We start from the raw sequence: 20,559 nt of genomic DNA, 5'->3' as shown, positions 1-20,559 counted from the left end.
CCGTCAGTTGTCGAAGTCGGCGACCGGCCGCACCACGATGGCGCCGCCGTCGCGGGACCCGGGGCAGCGCGCGGCCCAGTCCAGTGCGACGTCGAGGTCGGGCACGTCGATGACGTAGAAGCCGCCGAGCACCTCGCGGGTCTCGGCGAACGGGCCGTCGGTCACCGCCCGCTTGCCCTGGCGGTCGACCTGCACGGTGGTCGCGGTGACCAGGTCGGCCAGCGATTCCCCGGAGACGAAGATGCCCGCGTCGCGGACCTGCTTGTCGTAGGCCATCCAGTCCTCCGGCGTGCATTCGGGCTCGGTGACGTCGGTGGCGGCGTGGATCAGCATCAGGTACTTCACGGTCGGGCTCCTTAGCCTCAGCGGGGTTGGTGACCTCACCACGAACGGGCCGGGCCCGGATGGACAGGCTAGCCAAAAACTTTTCCCGGCCGGGTCACCGGCGTTTGCGGGCGGGGGCGCCGGGTACCGGGAAGGCATGTCCCAGGTAGTCGTCACCGGTGCCACCGGGAACCTCGGTACGGCCGTGATCCGGGCGCTCGCGCAGGAGCCGTCGGTGGAGTCCGTTCGCGGACTCGCCCGGCGCGAGCCGGAGTGGCGGCCGCCGAAGACGGAGTTCGCCGAGGTCGACATCCGCACCGACGAGCTGGACTTCACCGGTGCCGACGCGGTGGTCCACCTGGCCTGGCAGTTCCAGCCGTCCCGCTTCCCGGAAATCACCTGGCAGGCGAACGTGCTCGGCTCCATCCGGGTGTTCGAGGCGGCCGCGCGGGCCGGGGTGCCGAACCTGGTCTACAGCTCGTCGATCGGGGCGTACGCGCCGGGACCGGTGGACGACCGGGTGGACGAGAGCTGGCCGACCCACGGCTGGCCCGGGGCCGCCTACCCGCGCGAAAAGTCCTATGTGGAGCGTTACCTGGACGCCTTCGAGCAGGACCACCCGTCGATGCGGGTGGTGCGGCTGCGCCCGGGGTTCGTGTTCCAGCGCCCGGCGGCTCCTGAGCAGCGGCGCCTGTTCGCGGGCCCGCTCGTGCCGGGGCAACTGCTGCGCCCGCGGTTGCTGCCGTTCGTCCCGGACGTGCCGGGACTGCGCGTGCAGGTCATCCACGCCAGCGATGTGGGTGACGCCGTGCGCCGCGCACTGCTGCGACCGGTGCGGGGCGCGTTCAACCTGGCGGCCGAACCGCCGCTGGACGGGCGGGGGCTGGCGTCGACGCTGGGCAGGCCGCTGGTCCGGGTGCCGCGGGCGGTGGTGCGTTCGATGGTGGCGGCGGCCTTCCGGCTGCACGCGGTGCCGGTCGACCCCGGCCTGTTCGACACCGTCGTCCGGCTGCCGCTGATGGACACCGGGCGCGCCAGGGACGAGCTCGGCTGGACACCCCGGGTGGGTGCCTGGGACGCGGTCGGCGAACTGCTCGCCGGCCTGCATGGTGACGGTGGCCACCCGACGCCCCCGTTGCACGACGACTGACCGACCAAGGAGTGAGCATGAGCAAGCCGAATCCCATCGAGGTCCAGAAGCACCTGTCCGGCGTGGACTACCCGGCGAGCCGGGACGACCTGATCAAGGCGGCGCAGGACAACGGCGCTGATGACAGCACTCTGGAGGCGCTGCGCGGCATCCCCGACCGCGAGTACGAAGGCCCCAGCGGTGTCAGCAAGGAGATCGGCGGGTGAGCGCACCCGGGTCGACCGGGCGGGTGAACCCGCACCGGCCGGCCCCTGCGGTCGGCCCGCCGAAGCGGTGACCACGCGGCGACTCGGGTTGTCCGATCCGGCGAAGCACCGTACCTTCGGGAGTGAGGTTCAGCCAGGAGCCCAGCCGGGTGTTCGCCCGGTCTGCCCAACGCCACGCCACATCAGCGCAGGGAGCTCCCTCCATGGACTTTTCCGTGTACCGCCCGGGTCCGCCGCTGTCCGTCCGCACGACCCTGCTGACGGACGGGATCGGCTTGATCGCCCCCACCGGTGACATCGACATGGCCACCGCGCCGTTGCTCACCGCCGCTTTCGAGGACCTGCGCCGGGAACATTCGCCGCGGGCGGTGGTGGTCGAACTGTCCGGGGTGAATTTCCTCGGCAGCGCGGGCTTGAGTTGCCTGGCCAACGCACGGGCCGACATCGAACTCTCGTTGTCACGGATGACCCACGCGGTCCGCCGAGCGCTCGAAGTCGGCGGACTGCGCGAGTACTTCCGGTGCTACGACACGACCGAAGAAGCCCGCGACGCCCTGCTTCAGCGCTTGTCGGCCAGGGCGGATCGCAGCGCGTAGTAGGCCGGTTTGCGCGAGAAGTCCTCCCACATCACCGTCGCCGCGCCTTCGCCCTCGAAGAACACCGGCACCCACGAGTACTTGTCGGTGAAACCCCAGATGGTGAAGGAATCGCAGCCGCGGACGTTCAGGCACGCGGTGAGCGTGCGCCGGTAGTAGTCGGCCTGCTGGGTGAGCTGCTCGGCGGTGGGTACCCCGCCGTCGGGCAGATCCATGCGCACGTCGAGTTCGGTGATCGCGGTTTCCAGGCCCAGCGCGGAAAAGCGCTTGAGATTGGATTCGAGGTCGGCCGGGAACCCGTAGCGGGTGCTCAGGTGCGCCTGTGCGGAAAAGCCGTGCACGGGTACGCCCTGCGCGCGTAACTGCTGGATCAGCGCGAGGTAGGCGTCGCTCTTGGCGTTCACGCTTTCCACGCCGTAGTCGTTGAAGAACAGTTCCGCGTGCGGATCGGCCTGGTGCGTCCAGCGGAACACGTCGGCGATGATGCCGGGGCCGAGTTCGCGCAGCCAGATGTTGTCCGTGGTGCGCAGTTCCCCGGTTTCGGTGAAAATTTCGTTGGCCACATCCCATTGCTGGATGCGTCCCTGGTAGCGCCCGACGACCGTGCGGACGTGGTCGCGCAGGATCGCGCGCAGTTCGTCCGGAGTGAATTCGCCCTGCTCCAGCCAAGCCGGGTTCTGGCTGTGCCACAACAGGGTGTGCCCGCGCACGACCTGGTGGTTCCGCTGGGCGAACCGCACGATCGCGTCGGCGGCGGCGAAGTCGTACCGGTCGCGTTCGGGGTGGAGGTACTCCCACTTCATCTGGTTTTCCGGGGACACCGAGCTGAACTCCGCGGCGAGCCGGTCGCGGTAGGGCCGGTCGGCGGTGAACGGGTCCGGGTAGGGCATCGTCTCGTGGTGCCCGCCGCCGGCCACCGCGCTGCCGATGCGGAACTTCTTCGGGGCCGCCTGCCGGAGGGTCTTCGCGTGCTGGTCCGCCGTGGGCGGGGCGGCCGAGGCCGTGGCGGACAGCGGGACCACCAGCGCCGCGGCCGTCAACAGGGCGGTGACCAGACGAATCGGCTGCATCAGCACTCGCTCCTCGAAACTTTCGAAACACCATGGGAAAGTTTCGGCGACACTAAGCCGCGACCAGCGCGACCGTCAAGGGTGCGTCCGGCTCAGCCCTCGCCGGGCATGGGGGCGTCCAGGAACGGCGGGATGGCGGGCAGCAGGAAGTCCGCGCGGTCCACCAGGCCGATGTGCGAGGTGCCCGGCACCACCAGCAGCTGGGACGCCGGCAGCGGGTTGAGATCACCCATCACGCCACCGCCGAGCAGCCGGAACAACTCCACGGTGTGCTCGGGCGTGACGATGTCCGAGTCCGCCGCGATCAGCTGGACCGGGGCCTTGATGGCCCGGATGGTCTCCGCCGGGACCTCCGGCGAGTTCTTGTCGAGGTCCTTGGTCTTCTCCAGGAACACCGGCCAGTGCGCGGGGTCGGGCGCCTTCGCCAGGTACTCGCTTTCGTACACGGTGCCGGCCAGGTCCTCCGGCTTGAGCTCGTCGATGCCGTCCAGCATCCCGGGGTGGAAACCGGAGTTATTGTACGACACCGACGCCAGCACCAGCTTGCGCACCTTCTCCGGGTGCCGGATGGCGATCTGCAACGCCACCGAACTGCCCATGCTGTACCCGAAGAAGTCCGCGTTGCCGACGCCGATGTGGTCCAGCAGCGCCACGGTGTCGTCGGCCATCTGCTCGATCGCCAGCGGCCGGTCGATGTCGCCGGTGTGCCCGTAGCCCTGCTGCTCCACCGCGATCACCTGCCGCGACTGGGCCAGCCCCGGCCGCAGCTTGCCGAACGAGGTCTCGATGGTGGACAGCGATCCGTGCAGCAGCACCAGCGGGCGACCCTGCCCCTGCGTCTCGTAGTACATGTTCAGCCCGTTGACCTGCGCGTAGCCGGTCTGCACCGGCGGCGGTCCGGCTGGGGGCGCGGCGGGCTCGGCCGGCTGCCCGCCGCCGGGCTGGCAGCCGGCGAACAGCAGCACGGCGAGCACCGCCGCGGCGGTGGGCAGGAACTTCGGGGTCATCGGGGTCTCCTCCGGTCGTGCTGGCGGGTGCACTGGAGTGTCGAGCGCGCGCCCGCGAAATCGACCGCGTACCGGGATCTTTCCCCCGAATCTCCGAGCGTCAGGCGTGCCCGCGGGCGAGCGCGATGAGCCGGTCGAGCACGTGAGCACCGCTCACCCGCAGGCCGTCGTGCTCGTATTCGCTGGTCAGCCACGGGCGCAGGCGCGGCAGCAGTCGTGCGGTCCCCTCCGAGAGCGCCCGGTCGACGTAGGCGTCCTCGGTGTAGATCGCCGCGGCGCCCGGGACCTCGCAGGCACGCAGGCGATCGGCGTCGTACAGCCGCGGCCACTCGTGCTCGGCGAGCAGGTCGGCGGCCTCGGCGAGCGGCGCCAGGCCGCGGTCGTCGCTCAGGGTCCACGGGTAGACATGTTCCCCGCTGAACAGCGTGACGTCGTCTTCAAACTCGGCGGGCCGCACGCGGGCGGCCGACCAGCGCGTGGCGTGCCCGTCGGCGTAGCTGGCCTCGTGGATCACGGCGTAGAGCGGGTTGCGCGCGTTGAACGGCAGTGAGGCGGCCACGTCGTGGGCGAACGCAGGGGAGGCCGGATCGCGTTCGAGCAGGTAGTGCAGGCGCTCGGCGCCGTCGCTCATGCCCAGCATGCTGCCGGCCTGCTGGAAGAGACGGCTGGTCAGCGGCGAACCGTTGGGCAGCACCACTTCTCCGGCGTCGAGCCGCTCGTGCAGGGCGCGCACGCGGTCGCGATCGCCCGGGTACCGCAGGTAGAACCGGCGGTTGCGCTCCAGCACGGTCGCGTAGGTGGCGCGGTAGACCTCGTCCGGGTGCAGGCCGACCGGCGGCAGTCCGCCGGTGAAGTAGGCCTCCCGCAGGCTTTCCGGTGCGGTGGACAGGTAGTTGAGCGTGCAGAAGCCGCCGAAGGACTGGCCGAGCACGCTCCAGGTGTCCACCCCGAGCGCGGTGCGGATGAACTCGGCGTCGCGCACGATCGAGTCGGCGCGGAAGTGCTTGAGGTAGTCCGCCTGCTGCTGGGGCGTGCGCCCGGGCAGCAGGCCCACCGGGGTGGACCGGCCGGTGCCGCGCTGGTCGAGCATGAGCACGCGGTAGTCGCGCAGCGCGCGGGCCAGCCAGCCGGGCGCGACCGGCGAACCGCTCGGGCGCGGGGCTTCCTGGCCGGGGCCGCCCTGGAGGAACACCAGGAACGGCCGGTCGCGGCCGTCCGGAGTGGCGACCTCGCGGGCGAAAACGGTGATGCGCTCGCCGTCGGGACGAGCGTGGTCCAGCGGTACGGCGAATTCGTGTTCGGTCAGGACCAGTCCGGGGATGTGCACGGTTTCAGCCACGAACCCGATCTTGCCAGCCAGGCGTCGACCTCGCGCTGCCCGCGCAGCCGGACGACCACCAGGTCCGGGTGCCGGTCCTCGGTGATCAACCGCGCCACCCTGGCCCGCAACCACGCGTGCCGCCGCCAGGACTCCCTGACGATGTGGTCGCGGTCGGTGAAGAAGGTGTGCAGCGGGCCTTCGGTGTTGCCGCCGGGGATCGCGCTCCCGCGGCCGAACCGGCGCCGCAGCGTGCGCGTGACCACCCTGGCCGTGGTGAGCCACCGGGGGTGGTCGAGCCAGATCAGCACCTGGGTGCGCGCGGTCAACTGCTCACGCACTTCTTCGCCCTGCCATTCGATCGCCCACGACTCGCCGTCGACGTGGGCCAGCACCTTCTCCTGCCAGTCCGGCAGCACCGTCCATCCCGGACCGTGGAAGAAGGTCTCGAACTGGGTGAACGGCACGCCGAGCCGGCGGCTGAGCTCGGCGGCCAGTGTGGTCTTGCCCGAGCCGGGCGGGCCGGCCACGGCGATCCGCCGCACCCGGTCGAGTGGCACGGCTTCGATGGGTCCCAGTACGCGCATGCCGCCATCCTATGGTCATCCGGCTATTTGACAATGAAGTTCATGTTCGCCAGGCTGCGGCGGGCGAACGGCGGAGGCGAAGGTGTTGAAGGGGAAGACCCGGCGTGCCGGGGTGGGGCGGGACGCGGTGGTGGTCGCCGCCGGACTGGGGGCGGTGCTGGCCGGGTCGATCGTGCTGGCGATCGGCCTGGGCTCGGCGGTGATCCCGCCCGGCGACACCGCGCGGTACCTGTGGGCGGCGATCACCGGCGACGGCATCCCGGCGCAGGAGTTCAGCCGCTACCAGATCATCTGGCAGGTGCGCACCCCGCGCGTGCTGCTCGCGGCCGTGGTCGGCGCCGGGCTCGGCGCGGTGGGCGTGGCGATCCAGGCCATGGTGCGCAACGCATTGGCGGACCCGTTCATCCTCGGCGTCTCGTCCGGGGCGTCGGTCGGCGCGGTGGCGGTGACCTCCTTCGGCGCGCTCGCGGTGTTCGGCATCTACGCGGTGTCTATCGGCGCGTTCCTCGGTTCGCTGCTGGCTTCGGTGCTGGTCTACGCGGCCGCCCGCTCGCGTGCCGGGATCACGCCGTTGCGGCTGGTGCTGACCGGGGTCGCGCTGGCCTTCGGGTTCGAGGCGGTGATGAGCCTGATCATCTACTTCGCGCCGGACAGCGAGGCCACCAGCACGGTCCTCTACTGGACGATGGGCAGTTTCGGCGGCGCCACCTGGGGCTCGCTGCCGGTGGTGGCGGTCGCGGTGCTCGTGGGTGTGCTGGTGCTGCGCCGGTACGCGCGCAGCCTGGACGTGCTCTCCCTCGGCGACGAGGCCGCCGCGAGCCTCGGCGTGCGCACGGAAACGTTGCGGCGCGGGCTGTTCGTGCTGACCGCGGTGGTGACCGGCGCGATGGTCGCGGTCAGCGGCGCGATCGGTTTCGTCGGATTGGTGATCCCGCACCTGGTGCGGATCGTGTTCGGCGCCTCGCACGCGCGGGTGCTGCTGATCGCGCCACTGGCCGGGGCGATCTTCATGGTCTGGGTGGACCTCGCCGCGCGCACCGTGGTCGCGCCGCGTGAACTGCCGCTCGGCGTGATCACCGCGCTGATCGGCGTGCCGGTGTTCATCACCCTGATGCGCCGCCGCGGTTACCTGTTCGGAGGGCGCTAGCGATGGACCTGCGCTTCGATGGCGTTTCCGTGGTGCTGAACGGGAAAACCCTGGTCGACCGGCTGAGCCTGCCGGTCGGTTCCGGGCAGGTCGTCGGACTGGTCGGGCCGAACGGCTCGGGCAAGTCGACCGCGTTGCGCTGCGTGTACGGCGCGCTCAAGCCCCACGTCGGCGCGGTCCGGCTGGGGGACACCGACCTCGCCGAACTCGGCAACCGCCGCGCCGCGCGGGCGATCGCCGCGCTGACGCAGGAAAGCAGCAGCGAGTTCGACTTCACCGTGACCGAACTCGTCGAGCTGGGCCGGTTCCCGCACCTGACCGGCAACCAGGCGCTCACCGCACGCGAAAAGGAGCTGTGCCGCGACGCGATGGACCGGCTCGACGTCACGCACCTGGCCGAACGCGGGGTGCTGTCGCTGTCCGGCGGCGAACGCCAGCGCGTGCTGATCGCGCGGGCCCTGGTGCAGGAACCCGCGGTGCTGGTGCTCGACGAGCCGACCAACCACCTCGATGTGCGGCACCAGATCGAGCTGCTGTCGATGCTGCGGACGCTCGGCCTGACCGTGCTCGTGGTGCTGCACGACCTCAACCTCGCGGCGGCGGTCTGCGACCGGATCGGCGTGCTCTCCGCCGGTTCGCTGGTCCGCGTCGGAACCCCGGCCGAGGTGCTCACCGCCGAACTCGTGCGCGAGGTGTTCGGCGTCGAGGTGACCGTGGTGGACCACCCGCTCACCGGCGACCCGCAACTGCTCTACGCCCTGACCAGTGACAGAAGGAGTTCGGTATGAACAAGGCGGTTCCCGTGCTGGCGGCGGTGGCGCTGCTGGCCGCGGGGTGCGGAGCGCAGGTCGAAGGCGCCGCCCCGGCCGCGCAGGACGTCGTGGTGAAGCGCTGCGGTGAGGACGTGCGCTACACCAAGCCGCAGCGGTCGGTGGTCTACGAAGCGGGCAGCGCGGACAAGATGTTCGCGCTCGGGCTGACCGAGCACGTGCACGGTTACGTGATGCCGCCGGCGAACCCGCCGGTGGCGGAGTCGCCGTACGCCGCGGAGTACGCGAAGGTCCAGTTCCTCGGCGACGACCTGCTCAACCGCGAACTCGTGGTCGACGCCAAGGCCGACTTCGTGGTGGCGGGCTGGAATTCCGGCTTCAGCGACCAGCGCGGCATCACCCCGGCGATCCTGGACGGCCTCGGCATCCAGAGCTTCATGCACTCCGAATCCTGCTTCAACTACCCGAACTTCCCGGAGAAGGTGACGCCGTTCGAGGGCCTGTACACGGACCTGCGGCGGCTGGGGCAGATCTTCGGCGTCTCCGACCGAGCCCAGCAGGTGATCACCGACTACCAGCGCCGCGTCGACCAGGTCATCGCCACCGCGCCGAAGGGCGACCCGCTCAAGGTCTTCCTCTACGACTCGGGCACCGACCAGGCTTCGACCGCGGGGAACCAGGTGCCGCCCAACGACATCATCCGCTTCGCCGGTGGCCGCAACATCTTCGACGGCGTCGACGCCCGCTGGACCAAGGTGGGCTGGGAAGCGGTGGTCGACGCGCAGCCGGACGTGGTGGTGATCCTCGACTACGGCGACAAGCCGGCGCAGGAGAAGATCGACTTCCTGAAGTCGTCCCCGGCGACCGCGCAGCTGCCCGCGGTGGTGCAGAACCGGTTCTACGTGCTCGACTACAACGAGGGCATCAGCGGTCCGCGCAACATCGACGGGCTCGAAGGCTTCGCGAAGTACCTGCGTGAGCTGCCCCGCTAGGGCTTAGGCGGGACCGCCGCCGTAGCCGAGCTCGTTGCCGTCCGGGTCGCGGTAGGTGATCTTGCGGACGCCGTTCGAGTAGGTCTCCTGGTGGGCCGGTTCGAGGCCACGCCCGGTGATCCCGGTGACGACCCCGTCGAGGTCGTCGACGAACAGGGTGAGCAGGGCGTGGCCGGCGTGCTCCGGCCGCAGTTCGAGGTAGACGGACCGGTGTTCCTCGATCTCCCACACGGCCTCGATGTCGTTGGGGAAGAAGGTGGGAGGCGCGCCGAAGAGCTTTTCGTACCAGGCGAGTGCGGCGGGGAAGTCGGAAACGGAGATACCGGCGAACAGGGCGGTGCTCATCGTTGCTCCTAGGGTTCGCGCCGGGCGACCGTGCACCGCCACGGCAGTGCGCGGATCTCGCGGATCGGGACCGGCTCGCCGTTCACGCAGGGGGTGTCGAGGTAGAGGTAGCGCACTTCGTACGGGAAGCCCGCGGCGTGCCCGGGCGGGAAGACGTCCCAGGCCAGCGGGTCCTCCCGGAGGAGGCGGGCGTCTTCGCTGGTCCGGGGGTCTTCGAGCAGCAACGCCCACATCTCGTCGTCGGTCGCTTCGCAGATGCGCGGGTGGTCGTCGAGCAGGATGCCCGCCAGCCCGCGGACCACGGCGTTCGGGACCACGTTCTCCCAGGCACACAGGTATTCGGCCTCGCCGGCCGCGAGTTCGGCGAGGTAGGCGGCGGTGGCCTGGTCGGTGTGCACCTCGCCGTCGACCAGGCGCAGCCGGGCCAGGGTGTCCGGCGGCGGTTCGGTGAGCCGCGCGTGGGCGCGGCCGCTGCGGATGAACGACTCGAGGTGGTCCAGCTTCAGCGCGCCGCGGCGGCCGCTCAGCACCGGCGGCGTCCGGGCGTCGACGGTAAGGACGTCCTCCACGTCGATGCCGTGCTCGGCGAGCAGCGGCTCCAGCTCCCGGGTCCGCCGGACGCCCAGCACGTGGTGGTCGAGTCCGCCGACGCCCTCGAAGGTGTGGCTGAACGGCAGGTGCCCGAGGTCGTGCACGAGCGCGGCGACCCTGGCCAGGGTGTCGTCCGGGGCGAAGTGCGCCACCAGCGACAGCAGGCCGAGGCTGTGCTCCAGCCGCGAGTACGTCTGGTGCGTGGTGACCGCCGCCGCCCCGGCGTGCGCGACGAACTGCAGCCGCCGCACCGGACGGCTCCGCAGCAGGCTGCGCTCCACCGGCGTCAGCCGGAACTCCACCGCCCACAACGGATCCCGATACCACTCCGTGCGTCCCAGCAGGCCGGCCACCGCGTTCACGGTTCGAGCCTAGTCGACCTCGTGCGCCGCGACCGGCGGTCCGCGCGGAAGAGGCACGGCGGTTGCTCTCCGTCATCGGCACCCGGCGCCTGACTCGCCCGGGTGGGTAACGCCGCGCCGAGCAGCCGCGACTACGGCTGATGAGGGGACGGACTGCGAGGCGTGCCGATGAATCGGGACCTCCCACCCGAAATACTTGACCGACTGCTGACGGCGTGGCGCGCGGACATCGACAGCGTGCCTTTCCCGGACCTGGTCACCACGGAGCAGGCACGGGACATCCTCGCGAAGTCCCCACCGCACCGCCCGTCCCACCACCCGGCCCGCCACCACCGCAACCGGCGCCCGACCCGCCCGCGCCTACGCTGCACCCCCCACCCACACCGCCGCTCCCCCTAACCCCACGTTCAGACGCCCGAACCCCACACTCCCGCACCCGAGTCCCACGTTCAGACACCCGAGTCCCACGTTCGGATGGCCCGGAGGGACACAAATGTGGCTTTCGGGGCGCAATCGGCCCCCAACGCCACATTCGTGTCCATCGCGAGGCCCACGTTGGCCTGAACGTGGGATCCGGCTGCCTGACGTCGAGTTCGGCCGTCTGAACGTGGGATCCGGGGGCGGAATGTGGAACTCGGCTGCCTGAGTGTGGAACTCGGCTGCGTGAACGTGGGGTTCGGCTGCCACGGTCTGGAGCTCGGATGTGGCCAGGTCACGTGCGCAGTAGCGGTTCGAACCAGTCACGCATGCGCTGCAACAGGTCCAGCTGGTGGGCCCGTTCGCTGATCCGGTGGCCTTCGCGCGGGTACACCACGAACTCGTGCTCGACGCCGAAGTACCGCAGTGCCCGGTGGAAGGCGATGGCCTGGCTGAGCGGAACGTTGGTGTCCCGCTCGCCGTGCACGATCAGCACCGGCGTGGACACCTTGGCAGCGTGGGTAATCGGGCTGAGCTCGATGTACGGGCCGGGGCCGGTCCAGGTCGGGCCGCCGCCCAGCCCGGCTTCCAGCACGCCTTCTTCGCCGGTGGCCACGAGCATGCCCCAGTCGCTGATCCCGGCGCCCATCAGCGCGGCCTTGAACCGGTCCGTCTGCCCGACCGCCCACGCGCTGACGAACCCGCCGTGACTCCAACTGCCGATGCCGAGGCGATCCGGGTCGACGACGCCCTCCGACACCAGCAGATCGATGCCGGTGAGCACATCGGTCCATTCCTCGAGGCCGACGGCTTCCGCGACGGACGCGGCGAACTCGTGCCCGTGTCCTTGCCCGCCACGGGCATTCGGCAGGAACACCGCGTGCCCCGCGGCCGCCAGCCACTGGCCGGACGGGAACCAGTTCAGCGCGAACTCGTCGGCGTACCGATCGTACGGGCCGCCGTGCGGGACGGTGATCAGCGAGAACGGCCCGTCCTCACGCGTGCGCCCCGGCGGCAGGATCAGCAAGCCGTCCAGTTCGAGCCCGTCGGCCGCCCGGTACGCCAGACGTTCCTGGGTGCCCCAAGTGATTCCGCGTAGTTCCGGCCGGGTGTCGGTGACCTGTCGCAACGGACCCTCCGGCGGACCGGTGTGCACGTTCCGCGGTTCGTACGCGGTGCTCGCCAGCAACGCGACGGCCCCACCCGAATCGTCAGCGCTGAGCGCCAACAGGCGTCCCCGCTCGAGGTGCAGCCGCCGGAATCCGTTGTGTTCCAAGCGGTACAGCGCGGTGTCGAGGCCGTCGGCGAACACCGCGAGCGGGAAATCCCCGGCCTGCACCAGTTCGGTCGGGCAGCAGGGCATCCCGGCGGACAGGTTCCGGTGCTCGGCGTCGAACACCGCCAGTCCGCCGATCACGCCCGGTGGGGTGGTGGCGAGGTAGGCGACCCGCCAGCCGTCGTCCGCGCGCCACCACACCGGCGAATGCGCCACGAGTTCGGTCTGGCCCAGGTGCCGCACGACGCCGGTGGCCGGATCGACCAGGTGCAGTTCGGTGGTGGGGTGCACGGGATCCTGCTCCGGGGTCGCCCGGGTGAGCACGGCGAGCAGGTCGTCTTCCGGGCACCGCGCGAATTCGATGACGTGACGGCCGGGCAGGTCCAGCGGACGCGTTTCCCCGGTGCCCGGATCGAGCAGGCACAGGGTGTTCATCGGTAGTGGATCGGTCCAGACCACTGGGTCGCGTGGTCCGGGCTCGGCCCGCGTCACCACGACGACCCGGTCGGCGTCCAGCGGGAGGCAGGCCGCGGCATCCTCGATCAACGGCTGGATTTCCCCGGTTTCCAGGGAAAACCGGTGCAATCGCCCATCGAGGTAGTACAGCCACCGCGAATCGGGTGACCAGCGAGGACCCGTTCCCGCGACCCCGAGCTCCCGGGAATCCACCCAGAGGGAGCCATCCACCACGTAGGCCACCTGGCGGCCGTCAGGCGAAATCCGTGGTCCGGTGGGCGTCGCGGCGTCGGTGATCATCGAAGCGGTCAGTGTTGCCATTGTGCCGACCCTATCCGCACCCGAACAATGACGTCATGCGCGAACCGCACTGGACCCCGAACTACGGCGACCCCTTCGAACCGGTGCCCTACCGGCCCGTTCGTCCCTCCGCCGACGAATCCCTGACCACCGCGGCCGAACTCCGCCGCCGCATGGACACCCGACGCACGGTGCGGGCGTTCTCCACCGACCCGGTGCCCGAGCAGGTGGTGCTCGACGCCATCGCGGTCGCCGCCACCGCACCCAGCGGCGCCCACCAGCAGCCGTGGACCTTCGTGCTGGTCAGCGATCCGGATATCAAGCAGCGCATCCGGGAGGCGGCCGAGGAAGAGGAGCGCGTGTCCTATGAGGGCAGGCTGGGGGAGGAGTGGCTGTCCGCGTTGCGCCCGCTCGGCACCGACGCGGTCAAGACGCACCTGACCGACGCCCCCTACCTCATCGTGGTCTTCCAGCAGCGGTTCTACCTCGACGAGGAAGGCGGCACGCACAAGCACTACTACGTCGACGAGTCGGTGGGCATCGCGGTGGGCATGCTGCTCACCGCGCTGCACCTGTCCGGCCTCGCCGCGCTCACGCACACCCCGTCACCGATGCGGTTCCTCGGCGAACTGCTCGGGCGCCCGCGCAACGAGAAGGCGTTCGCGGTCATCCCGGTCGGCTATCCGGCGCGGGACTGCGTGGTGCCGAACCTGGTCCGCAAATCGCTGGACCAGGTGCTGGTGCGCGTCACCTGACCTGCTGCTGCCACTGCGGCGGCGTCATCGCCCGCGGCACCGGCCGCGGCTGCCGCGGGCCGACCGCCGCCGCGGCGATCAGGCAGCCGACGCCGGTCAGCCCGAGCAGGATCTGGGTGACCAGGTGATCGGCGTCCAGCCGGAGGAAGGTGTCGTTGCTCTTGGTGGTGTGGCACTCCACCCAGCCCACCGAGTTCGGCGGCCGGCAGGTCCACTCCAGCATGCCGGCCAGCCGTGCTTCGTCCGCCATGATCGCGCCCAGCGCGAAAGCCGAGCCGAGGAACAGGAAACCGAGGATCAGGAAGGTGAGCTTCACCGGCGTCAGTTTCCGGGTGCCGCTTTCACCCCGCTTTCCTGTGTGGGTCGATCGGACCCTGGGCACGCAGGCCCGCCCAGTCTAGGTTAAGAGTTGTCGAACTGATCTTCCAACAAGTGGAACGGCAACTGCGGGGAGCTGGGGATGAACGGGAAACTACGACGGTTCGCGGTGGTGCTGGCCTGCGCCGCCGGCGGGCTCGGCATGGCGGCGGGCAGCGCGCAGGCGGCGTCCTTCGTGCCGGTGCCGAGCGGGTACGTCTACGACACCAGCCGCGGCGCGTGGCACGACTACTGCACCTGGTCGCCCGACAAGCCGGTGGTGCCGCCGTGGGGTCAGGTCGACTTCCGCGGCCCGTGCGCGCACCACGACATGTGCGAGGAAGCCGGTGGCGCCAACACGCTGCGCTGCGACCGGCTGTTCTTCGACAAGATGCACCAGCAGTGCGAGTACACCTTCGGCACCGGCCCGGCCCGCGGCCCGTGCGACTTCATCGCCGACACCTACTACAACGTCGTCCGCAACACCGGGGACCCCGCCTAAGCTCGGTGATCCACCTGGACGCTCCCGGTCGCGCGAGGGCCTGCCGGGAGTTCTCCAGTGGTCCCTGCGGCCCGCCGGGGTCGCGCTGACCTTTCACTTCCTCGATCCAGAAGGGGAAATCGCCGCGCCGGCCGACGCCGCTACTTGCTGGTGCGCGAAGCCGCGGGCAGCACGGCCACCCCGTCTTCGTCGGCGTAGGCGGAATCGCCGGGGCGGAAGGTGATCCCGCCGAAGCTCACCGGCACGTCGACTTCCCCCGCGCTGTTCTTGGCGCTTTTGCGGGGATTCGTGCCCAGTGCCTTGACCCCGAGCGCGAGCCCGGCGAGCACCGCGCTGTCACGCACGGCGCCGTTGATGATCAGCCCGGCCCAGCCGTTCTCCACCGCCGAAGCGGCGATGACGTCGCCGGTCAGCGCGCTGTGCAGCGAACCGCCGCCGTCGACCACGAGCACCGCGCCTTCGCCCGGTGTCCGCAGCAGTTCCCGGACCAGGCCGTTGTCCTCGTGGCAGCGCACCGTGCGCACCGGACCGGAAAATCGCCGGTGCCCGCCGAATTCGCGGAACTGGGTGTCACAGACGAGCAGCCGATCGCCGTGTTCGTCGACGAGATCGGCGGTGGTGAAGACCGGGCTCACGGATGCGGCTGCCTTTCTTCGCGAAGTCTGGGAGAACACGCGGGGTTTGCGCTACGGTACTCGCTGCTGACATCGTGCCAAGGCGCGGTGTGACGACCGTCCCCGCCGTTGTGGAGCCGCACACATGCCGTCGTTTCTCGGGCCCGCCCGGATTTTCCTCGTTCGGCGCAGTGATCGCGGCCCGGGTGCGGACCCGGCGCGCCCCCCGGTGTTCGCCTAGCCGACTGGTGGCCCGCGCCCGCCGACCGTGAGGATTCCATGGAATACCCCCTGCTGATGGCAGTTTCGAGCTGCCTGCTGTTGCTCAGCCTCGTGCTCACCGTGCTGCTGCTGCGCCAGCGCCGCGTCACGGTCAACCTCGGCCGCTACCGCGACGCCGCGCACGCCGAACTGGCCGCCCGCGAAGCCGAGGAGCGGCACCTGATCGGTGTCCGGCTGCCCGCGCTCGCGGAGTCGCTGGCCAACCCGGCGGTGACCGTGCCCGGCCCGCTGCGCGACACCGGCCACGGCGACCCGCACCGCGGTGTGCTCGAGACGATCACCGACCTGCTCGGCCAGACCCGCCGCCAGGCCGCCGAATCCGCCGCCGCCACCCTGCGCGCGATGATGCGCACGGTGCAGAACCTCGCCGGTGAGCAGCAGGTGCTGATCTCGGAGATGGAAGAGCGCCACGACGATCCGTCCGTGCTCGACGGCCTGCTCGGCCTCGACCACGCGAACGCGCAGCTGGGCCGCCGTGCCCAGGCGACCGCGGTGCTCTGCGGTTCCTGGCCCGGCCTGCAGCGCTCGGCCGCCACGCTGACCGACGTGGTCCGCGGCGCGACCGGCCGCATCCGCGACTACGCGCGCGTCCAGATCCCGGCGCCTTCGGACACCGCCGTGGTCAGCCAGGCGGTGGAGCCTGTGGTGCTCGCGGTGGCCGAACTGCTGGACAACGGCGCCCGCCACTCCCAGCCGGGCTCGCCGGTACAGGTCACCTTCCAGCAGGCGCACAACGGGCTCGCCATCATCATCGACGACGCCGGGGTCGGCATGACCGTGGAAGCCGTGCAGCGCGCGGCGTGGCTGCTCGACGGGCACGGCGGCCAGGACATCGCCGCGCTCGGCGTGCCGCCGCGCATCGGGTTCGCGGTGATCGGCGCGCTCGCCAACCGGTACGGGTTCCGCGTCTCGGTGGACACCCGCTCGCCGTACGGCGGGGTCCGCGCGGTGTTGTTCCTGCCCACCGAACTGCTCACGCGGATCACCACGCCGACCCCGAACCCGCCGGCCGCCACTCCGGAGCCCGAACCCGTGAAGCGCATACCGAGCCCGTCGCCCCGGCCCGAACCCGTGGCTGTCGCGGCGAAATCCGAGCTGGGCACCACCGCGCACGGGTTGCCCCGGCGCCGCCGCCGGACCGCGGCCACGGTCACGGCCAAACCGCCCGTGCCCGCCGCGCCGACAGCACCCGTAGCCCAGGCCGCGCCTCCGGCGCCCTCGGCGCCGTCCACGAACTCGGTCGCCACCGCCGCGGCCTGGCAACGCGGCACCCGCCGTGGCCGTGCCAATTCCGCCGACGTAGAAAGGGAATCCCAGTGAGCTCGAACAGCACGGACGCGACCACGAACCGGCTCGGCTGGATGCTCGACCAAGCGCTCCAGATGCCGGAGACGCTCTACGCCGTGCTGTTGTCCGCCGACGGCTTGCTGATGGCGCACTCCGCGGGCATCGACCGCGACGACGCCGAGCGCACCGCCGCGGCCGTGTCCGGCCTGCAGTCACTGGCCCGCGCGACCGGCGAATTCTGCCGCCAGCCCCCGGAACAGTGGCGCCAGACGCTGATCGAGTTCGACGGCGGGTTCGTCTTCCTCACCGCGGCCGGCCAGGGCGCCTACGTCGCGGTCTCCACCACGGGCCGCGTCGACGTCGAAGGCGTGTCCTCCCGCATGCAGGAACTGGTGCAGCGGCTCGGCCAGGAACTCACCGCGCCGCCGCGCTTCCCGGCATGACCCGGAACCGGCGCGAGCAGGCACTGGTGCGGCCGCACGTGGTCACCGAAGGCCGCGCCCACCCGACCCGCAACACGCTGGACGTGGCCACGGTCGTGCTCGCGACCTGGGCGCCGGTGGTCGGGCTGAGCCCGGAGAAGCGGCGGGTGATGGAGCTCTGCCGCGGGGGCGCGCTGGCCGTCGCCGAGGTCGCCGCGCACCTGGACCTGCCCACGAGCGTGACCAAGGTGCTGCTGTCCGACCTGCTCGACTCCGGTCACATCGAGGCCCGCGCCGCCGTGCGCCAGGCCGAAATCCCCGACCACCAACTCCTGCAGAAGGTACTCGATGGCCTCCGTGCTCTCACCTGACGGATACGTCCCCGCCACCGTCCGGACCTCGGTGAAGATCCTGGTCGTCGGGCCGTTCGCGGTGGGCAAGACCACCTTCGTCGGCACCCTGTCCGAGATCCGGCCGCTGCGCACCGAGGAGACGATGACGCAGGCAGGCGCGGTGGTGGACGACCTGTCCGGGGTCCGCGGCAAGAACACCACCACGGTCGCGATGGACTTCGGCAGGCTCACCCTCGGCAGCGACGTCGTGCTCTACCTGTTCGGCGCGCCCGGCCAGCAGCGGTTCACGCAGATGTGGAAGGACCTCGCTTACGGCGCGCTCGGCGCGCTGGTGCTGGTGGACCCCACCCGGCTCGAGGAGTCCTTCGACGTGATGGGCCTGCTCGAGGAACTGGGCCTGCCGTACGCGGTCGCGGTCAACGAATTCGACGGCGCACCGCGGTTCCCCGAAGCCGAACTCCGCGAAGCACTCGATCTGCTCCCGGAGACCCGCCTGGTCAGCTGCGACGCCCGTGACCGCGTGTCGTCCGCGCAGGCGCTGATCAGTCTTGTCGACTACCTCTTCGATCCGATCCGCCAGGAGCACCCGTGACCTTTCCCGCCGCCGGACCGCCGCCCGGCTGTCCCGCGCACACCGAGCGCGCCCGCCTCTACGACGAGGAGTTCGCCCGCGACCCCGCCGGGGTGTACGCCCGGATGCGGGCCGCGCACGGGCAGATCGCGCCGGTCGAACTGGCCCCGGGGGTGAACGCCAGCCTGGTACTCGGCTACGAAGCCGCGCTGGAGGTGCTCCGCGCGCCGTCGACCTTCCCGCGCGATCCCCGGCGCTGGCAGCAGAACCAGCCCGAGGACAACCCGGTCCTGCCGATGATGGGCTACCGCCCCAACTGCCTGTTCACCGACGGCGCGGTGCACGCCCGCCTGCGCAGCGCGATCACCGGCAGCCTCTCGCGGCTCAACCCGCACGCCCTGCGCGACTACATCGAGCGGACCGCGCGTGAGCTGATCGCCCGGTTCTCCGCCAACGGCAAGGCGGATCTGCTCAACGACTACGCCACCACGTTGTCGCTTCAGGTGTTCAACCACCTCTTCGGCTGCCCGCCCGCGCTGGGCGACCGGCTGGTCGCCGGGATGCGCGGCATCTTCGACATGGTCGACCCCGAGCGCGCCAACGCGGAACTGACCGCGAGCATGCTCGAACTGCTCCCGCTCAAGCGCGCGCAGCCGGGCCAGGACGTGCCGTCGTGGATGATGGCGCACCCGGCGCGGCTGACCGACGAGGAACTGCTGCACCAGCTGGTGCTGCTGATGGGCGCGGGCACCGAACCGCAGCAGAACCTGATCGCCAACGGCATCCGGCTGCTGCTGATCGACGACCGCTTCGCCGGTGACCTGGCCGGTGGCAGCCTGCACGTGGAGGACGCGCTCGAAGAGATCCTCTGGGGCGACCCGCCGATGGCGAACTACTCGGCCGGTTACCCCTGGCCCGCGGTCGACCTCCTGGGCACGCACCTGCCCGCCGCCGAACCGGTGGTGATCAGCTTCGCCGCCGCCAACACCGATCCTGCGCTGCGCGCCGAGCAGCGCGTGGGCAACCGGGCGCACATCGCCTGGGGCGCCGGGGTGCACTCGTGCCCCGCGCAGGGGCCCGCCAGGTTGATCGCCACCACGGCCATCGAGACCCTGCTCGACGCGCTGCCCGACCTGCGCCTGGCCGTGCCCGACGACCAGCTGCGCTGGCGGCCGGGTCCGTTCCACCGCGCGCTGGCCGCGCTGCCCGTGCAGTTCACCCCCGTTCGCAACACCGTTCCCGCGCCAGTTCCGTCCACCGAACCGACTGGAGAACACCGTTGGAATCCGCACCCAGCCCCCTCGTCCTCGACCCCACCGGCCGCGACATCCACGCCGAGAACGCCGAACTCCGCGCCCGCGGCGCCGCGACGCTGGTGGAACTCCCTGGCCAGGTGGTGGCGTGGTCAGTGACGGACCCGGATCTGCTCAAGCGCCTGCTGAGCGATCCGAAGGTCTCGAAGGACCCGCGGCAGCACTGGGCGGCGTGGCGGGACGGCACGGTACCCGCGGACTGGCCGCTGATGATCTGGGTGGCCGTGCAGAACATGTTCACCGCCTACGGTGGCGAGCACCGGCGGCTGCGGTCGCTGGTGTCCAAGGCCTTCACCTACCGCCGCACCGAAGCGCTGCGGCCGTGGGTCGAGGAGATCACCCACGGCCTGCTCGACCGGCTCGACGGCACCACCGGCACGGTCGACCTGCGGGAGAACTTCGCCTACCCGCTGCCGATCGAGGTGATCTGCCAGCTGTTCGGCGTGCCGGACGAGCACCGGGCCGATCTGCGCAAGGCGGTCGACGGGGTGTTCAACACCAGTGCCACGGCCGAGGAGGCGGCGGCCAACGGCGAGCAGCTGTACCGGATCCTCGGTGAGCTCGTGGCGACCCGGCGCGCGGCCCCCGGCGACGACCTCGCCAGCGGCCTGATCGCCGCGCGTGACGAAGACGGTTCGGCGCTGCAGGAAGCCGAGTTGATCGACACGCTGATCCTGATGATCTCGGCCGGGCACGAGACCACGGTCAACCTGCTCGACCACGCGATCACCGCGCTGCTGACCCATCCCGGGCAGCTGCGCCAGGTGCTCGACGGCACGTACACCTGGAGTGACGTGCTCGACGAAACCCTGCGCTGGCAAGCGCCCGTGGCGCACCTCCCGCTGCGGTACGCCGTCGAAGACATCGTTGTCAGCGACGAGGTGACCATCAAGGCGGGCGAGGCGATCCTGGCGTCGTACGCCGCCGCCGGCCGGTCGCCGGAGGCCGGGGAGAACGCCGACGAGTTCGACCTGTCGCGCCCGAACAAGAACCACCTGTCCTTCGGGCACGGCGTGCACTTCTGCCTCGGTGCGCCACTGGCACGGCTGGAAGCGGAAATCGCGCTGCCCGCCTTGTTCGCGCGGTTCCCGGATCTGGCGCTGGCGGTGGACCCGGCGGAGCTCTCGACCACGGCGTCGTTCATCTCGAACGGGCACCTGACGCTTCCGGTCACCCTGCGCTGATCGGG

The 20,559-nt window shown here is 70.8% G+C and carries 24 protein-coding genes; 14 read left to right on the top strand and 10 right to left on the bottom strand.

The features are described from left to right. Nucleotides 1-3 precede the first annotated feature (3 nt). On the bottom strand, nucleotides 4-345 hold the full coding sequence (locus L3Q67_RS44730; protein WP_499187435.1) for a YciI family protein: 342 nt from the start codon (nucleotides 343-345) through the stop codon (nucleotides 4-6). A gap of 136 nt (nucleotides 346-481) precedes the next feature. On the opposite strand from L3Q67_RS44730, the gene L3Q67_RS44725 reads away from it, so the two are divergent. The 3 genes from L3Q67_RS44725 (at nucleotide 482) to L3Q67_RS44715 (ending at nucleotide 2,276) form a co-directional block, all read left to right on the top strand. Continuing rightward, nucleotides 482-1,474: a Rossmann-fold NAD(P)-binding domain-containing protein gene (locus tag L3Q67_RS44725; protein WP_499187434.1), complete on the top strand. Its 993-nt coding sequence runs from the start codon at nucleotides 482-484 to the stop codon at nucleotides 1,472-1,474. A gap of 17 nt (nucleotides 1,475-1,491) precedes the next feature. Next, a complete protein-coding gene (locus tag L3Q67_RS44720; protein WP_499187433.1) occupies nucleotides 1,492-1,680 on the top strand; it encodes a DUF2795 domain-containing protein in 189 nt (62 codons plus the stop codon). A 203-nt stretch (nucleotides 1,681-1,883) separates the two neighbouring features. After that, nucleotides 1,884-2,276: an STAS domain-containing protein gene (locus L3Q67_RS44715; protein ID WP_499187432.1), complete on the top strand. Its 393-nt coding sequence runs from the start codon at nucleotides 1,884-1,886 to the stop codon at nucleotides 2,274-2,276. Here the strand turns inward: L3Q67_RS44715 and L3Q67_RS44710 are convergent. From L3Q67_RS44710 to L3Q67_RS44695, 4 genes are all read right to left on the bottom strand, one after another. Continuing rightward, nucleotides 2,240-3,346, bottom strand: a complete 1,107-nt coding sequence (locus L3Q67_RS44710; protein ID WP_499187431.1) for an endo-1,4-beta-xylanase — start codon at nucleotides 3,344-3,346, stop codon at nucleotides 2,240-2,242. The two genes, L3Q67_RS44715 and L3Q67_RS44710, sit on opposite strands and share 37 nt — an antisense overlap. 92 nt (nucleotides 3,347-3,438) lie before the next feature. Further along, a complete protein-coding gene (locus L3Q67_RS44705; RefSeq protein ID WP_499187430.1) occupies nucleotides 3,439-4,353 on the bottom strand; it encodes an alpha/beta fold hydrolase in 915 nt (304 codons plus the stop codon). Nucleotides 4,354-4,453: 100 nt separating this feature from the next. After that, the gene (locus L3Q67_RS44700) at nucleotides 4,454-5,692 is read right to left on the bottom strand and encodes an alpha/beta hydrolase family protein (RefSeq protein ID WP_499187429.1); all 1,239 of its coding nucleotides are present in this window, start codon (nucleotides 5,690-5,692) and stop codon (nucleotides 4,454-4,456) included. Further along, nucleotides 5,656-6,258, bottom strand: a complete 603-nt coding sequence (locus L3Q67_RS44695) for a P-loop NTPase family protein (RefSeq protein WP_499187428.1) — start codon at nucleotides 6,256-6,258, stop codon at nucleotides 5,656-5,658. The genes L3Q67_RS44700 and L3Q67_RS44695 overlap by 37 nt, the downstream gene beginning before the upstream one ends. An 85-nt stretch (nucleotides 6,259-6,343) precedes the next feature. On the opposite strand from L3Q67_RS44695, the gene L3Q67_RS44690 reads away from it, so the two are divergent. From L3Q67_RS44690 to L3Q67_RS44680, 3 genes are read left to right on the top strand one after another with little or no spacing between them, the layout of a single operon-like run. Beyond that, nucleotides 6,344-7,405, top strand: coding sequence for a FecCD family ABC transporter permease (locus tag L3Q67_RS44690; protein WP_499191793.1), 1,062 nt, complete (start codon nucleotides 6,344-6,346; stop codon nucleotides 7,403-7,405). A 2-nt stretch (nucleotides 7,406-7,407) separates the two neighbouring features. Continuing rightward, a complete protein-coding gene (locus L3Q67_RS44685; protein WP_499187427.1) occupies nucleotides 7,408-8,193 on the top strand; it encodes an ABC transporter ATP-binding protein in 786 nt (261 codons plus the stop codon). Then, a complete protein-coding gene (locus L3Q67_RS44680) occupies nucleotides 8,190-9,167 on the top strand; it encodes a TroA family protein (RefSeq protein WP_499187426.1) in 978 nt (325 codons plus the stop codon). Before L3Q67_RS44685 ends, L3Q67_RS44680 begins: the two co-directional genes overlap by 4 nt. Nucleotides 9,168-9,170: 3 nt before the next feature. Here the strand turns inward: L3Q67_RS44680 and L3Q67_RS44675 are convergent, their stop codons facing one another. From L3Q67_RS44675 to L3Q67_RS44665, 3 genes are all read right to left on the bottom strand, one after another. Continuing rightward, nucleotides 9,171-9,512 carry a VOC family protein gene (locus L3Q67_RS44675; protein ID WP_499187425.1) on the bottom strand — a complete coding sequence of 114 codons (342 nt, stop codon included), beginning with the start codon at nucleotides 9,510-9,512 and terminating at the stop codon, nucleotides 9,171-9,173. A gap of 8 nt (nucleotides 9,513-9,520) precedes the next feature. Continuing rightward, entirely contained in the window at nucleotides 9,521-10,465 is a 945-nt protein-coding gene (locus L3Q67_RS44670; protein WP_499187424.1) for an HD domain-containing protein, read from the bottom strand. Between the two features lie 712 nt (nucleotides 10,466-11,177). Continuing rightward, the gene (locus tag L3Q67_RS44665; RefSeq protein WP_499187423.1) at nucleotides 11,178-12,935 is read right to left on the bottom strand and encodes a S9 family peptidase; all 1,758 of its coding nucleotides are present in this window, start codon (nucleotides 12,933-12,935) and stop codon (nucleotides 11,178-11,180) included. Between the two features lie 35 nt (nucleotides 12,936-12,970). Between L3Q67_RS44665 and L3Q67_RS44660 the strand changes: the two genes are divergently transcribed. Further along, nucleotides 12,971-13,669 carry a nitroreductase family protein gene (locus L3Q67_RS44660; RefSeq protein ID WP_499187422.1) on the top strand — a complete coding sequence of 233 codons (699 nt, stop codon included), beginning with the start codon at nucleotides 12,971-12,973 and terminating at the stop codon, nucleotides 13,667-13,669. On the opposite strand, the gene L3Q67_RS44655 is transcribed toward L3Q67_RS44660, so the two are convergent. After that, nucleotides 13,662-13,985 carry a hypothetical protein gene (locus tag L3Q67_RS44655; protein ID WP_499187421.1) on the bottom strand — a complete coding sequence of 108 codons (324 nt, stop codon included), beginning with the start codon at nucleotides 13,983-13,985 and terminating at the stop codon, nucleotides 13,662-13,664. The two genes, L3Q67_RS44660 and L3Q67_RS44655, sit on opposite strands and share 8 nt — an antisense overlap. 144 nt (nucleotides 13,986-14,129) lie before the next feature. Between L3Q67_RS44655 and L3Q67_RS44650 the strand changes: the two genes are divergently transcribed. Further along, nucleotides 14,130-14,528, top strand: coding sequence for a phospholipase A2 family protein (locus L3Q67_RS44650; RefSeq protein WP_209665095.1), 399 nt, complete (start codon nucleotides 14,130-14,132; stop codon nucleotides 14,526-14,528). A gap of 140 nt (nucleotides 14,529-14,668) precedes the next feature. On the opposite strand, the gene rraA is transcribed toward L3Q67_RS44650, so the two are convergent. Then, nucleotides 14,669-15,163, bottom strand: a complete 495-nt coding sequence (rraA, locus tag L3Q67_RS44645) for an RraA family protein (protein ID WP_499187420.1) — start codon at nucleotides 15,161-15,163, stop codon at nucleotides 14,669-14,671. Nucleotides 15,164-15,439: 276 nt separating this feature from the next. Between rraA and L3Q67_RS44640 the strand changes: the two genes are divergently transcribed. The 6 genes from L3Q67_RS44640 to L3Q67_RS44615 are packed head-to-tail and all read left to right on the top strand — an operon-like array spanning nucleotide 15,440 to nucleotide 20,554. After that, complete coding sequence (locus L3Q67_RS44640; RefSeq protein WP_499187419.1) at nucleotides 15,440-16,744, top strand: histidine kinase; 1,305 nt, start codon at nucleotides 15,440-15,442, stop codon at nucleotides 16,742-16,744. Then, a complete protein-coding gene (locus tag L3Q67_RS44635) occupies nucleotides 16,741-17,154 on the top strand; it encodes a roadblock/LC7 domain-containing protein (RefSeq protein ID WP_308158754.1) in 414 nt (137 codons plus the stop codon). The genes L3Q67_RS44640 and L3Q67_RS44635 overlap by 4 nt, the downstream gene beginning before the upstream one ends. After that, nucleotides 17,151-17,504: a helix-turn-helix domain-containing protein gene (locus L3Q67_RS44630; protein WP_499187418.1), complete on the top strand. Its 354-nt coding sequence runs from the start codon at nucleotides 17,151-17,153 to the stop codon at nucleotides 17,502-17,504. Before L3Q67_RS44635 ends, L3Q67_RS44630 begins: the two co-directional genes overlap by 4 nt. Then, nucleotides 17,482-18,078: a GTP-binding protein gene (locus L3Q67_RS44625; protein ID WP_499187417.1), complete on the top strand. Its 597-nt coding sequence runs from the start codon at nucleotides 17,482-17,484 to the stop codon at nucleotides 18,076-18,078. Before L3Q67_RS44630 ends, L3Q67_RS44625 begins: the two co-directional genes overlap by 23 nt. Then, on the top strand, nucleotides 18,075-19,469 hold the full coding sequence (locus tag L3Q67_RS44620) for a cytochrome P450 (protein WP_499187416.1): 1,395 nt from the start codon (nucleotides 18,075-18,077) through the stop codon (nucleotides 19,467-19,469). The genes L3Q67_RS44625 and L3Q67_RS44620 overlap by 4 nt, the downstream gene beginning before the upstream one ends. After that, the gene (locus tag L3Q67_RS44615; RefSeq protein WP_499191792.1) at nucleotides 19,451-20,554 is read left to right on the top strand and encodes a cytochrome P450 family protein; all 1,104 of its coding nucleotides are present in this window, start codon (nucleotides 19,451-19,453) and stop codon (nucleotides 20,552-20,554) included. The genes L3Q67_RS44620 and L3Q67_RS44615 overlap by 19 nt, the downstream gene beginning before the upstream one ends. The last annotated feature ends 5 nt before the right edge of the window (nucleotides 20,555-20,559 follow it).

It is taken from the genome of Saccharothrix sp. AJ9571 (assembly GCF_021725495.1).
In the GTDB taxonomy this organism is placed as follows: domain Bacteria; phylum Actinomycetota; class Actinomycetes; order Mycobacteriales; family Pseudonocardiaceae; genus Amycolatopsis; species Amycolatopsis magusensis.
The sequence above is the reverse complement of the archived record's forward strand: the minus strand, read 5'-3'. Positions and strand labels throughout refer to the sequence as shown.

Excerpts from the sequence above, each read along its gene's own strand:
- L3Q67_RS44725 (WP_499187434.1), top strand. The coding sequence starts at position 482 with ATGTCCCAGGTAGTCGTCACCGGTGCCACCGGGAACCTCGGTACGGCC.
- L3Q67_RS44720 (WP_499187433.1), top strand. The coding sequence starts at position 1,492 with ATGAGCAAGCCGAATCCCATCGAGGTCCAGAAGCACCTGTCCGGCGTG.
- L3Q67_RS44715 (WP_499187432.1), top strand. The coding sequence starts at position 1,884 with ATGGACTTTTCCGTGTACCGCCCGGGTCCGCCGCTGTCCGTCCGCACG.
- L3Q67_RS44710 (WP_499187431.1), bottom strand. The coding sequence starts at position 3,346 with ATGCAGCCGATTCGTCTGGTCACCGCCCTGTTGACGGCCGCGGCGCTG.
- L3Q67_RS44705 (WP_499187430.1), bottom strand. The coding sequence starts at position 4,353 with ATGACCCCGAAGTTCCTGCCCACCGCCGCGGCGGTGCTCGCCGTGCTG.
- L3Q67_RS44695 (WP_499187428.1), bottom strand. The coding sequence starts at position 6,258 with ATGCGCGTACTGGGACCCATCGAAGCCGTGCCACTCGACCGGGTGCGG.
- L3Q67_RS44685 (WP_499187427.1), top strand. The coding sequence starts at position 7,408 with ATGGACCTGCGCTTCGATGGCGTTTCCGTGGTGCTGAACGGGAAAACC.
- L3Q67_RS44680 (WP_499187426.1), top strand. The coding sequence starts at position 8,190 with ATGAACAAGGCGGTTCCCGTGCTGGCGGCGGTGGCGCTGCTGGCCGCG.
- L3Q67_RS44675 (WP_499187425.1), bottom strand. The coding sequence starts at position 9,512 with ATGAGCACCGCCCTGTTCGCCGGTATCTCCGTTTCCGACTTCCCCGCC.
- L3Q67_RS44665 (WP_499187423.1), bottom strand. The coding sequence starts at position 12,935 with ATGGCAACACTGACCGCTTCGATGATCACCGACGCCGCGACGCCCACC.
- L3Q67_RS44660 (WP_499187422.1), top strand. The coding sequence starts at position 12,971 with ATGCGCGAACCGCACTGGACCCCGAACTACGGCGACCCCTTCGAACCG.
- L3Q67_RS44650 (WP_209665095.1), top strand. The coding sequence starts at position 14,130 with ATGAACGGGAAACTACGACGGTTCGCGGTGGTGCTGGCCTGCGCCGCC.
- L3Q67_RS44640 (WP_499187419.1), top strand. The coding sequence starts at position 15,440 with ATGGCAGTTTCGAGCTGCCTGCTGTTGCTCAGCCTCGTGCTCACCGTG.
- L3Q67_RS44630 (WP_499187418.1), top strand. The coding sequence starts at position 17,151 with ATGACCCGGAACCGGCGCGAGCAGGCACTGGTGCGGCCGCACGTGGTC.
- L3Q67_RS44625 (WP_499187417.1), top strand. The coding sequence starts at position 17,482 with ATGGCCTCCGTGCTCTCACCTGACGGATACGTCCCCGCCACCGTCCGG.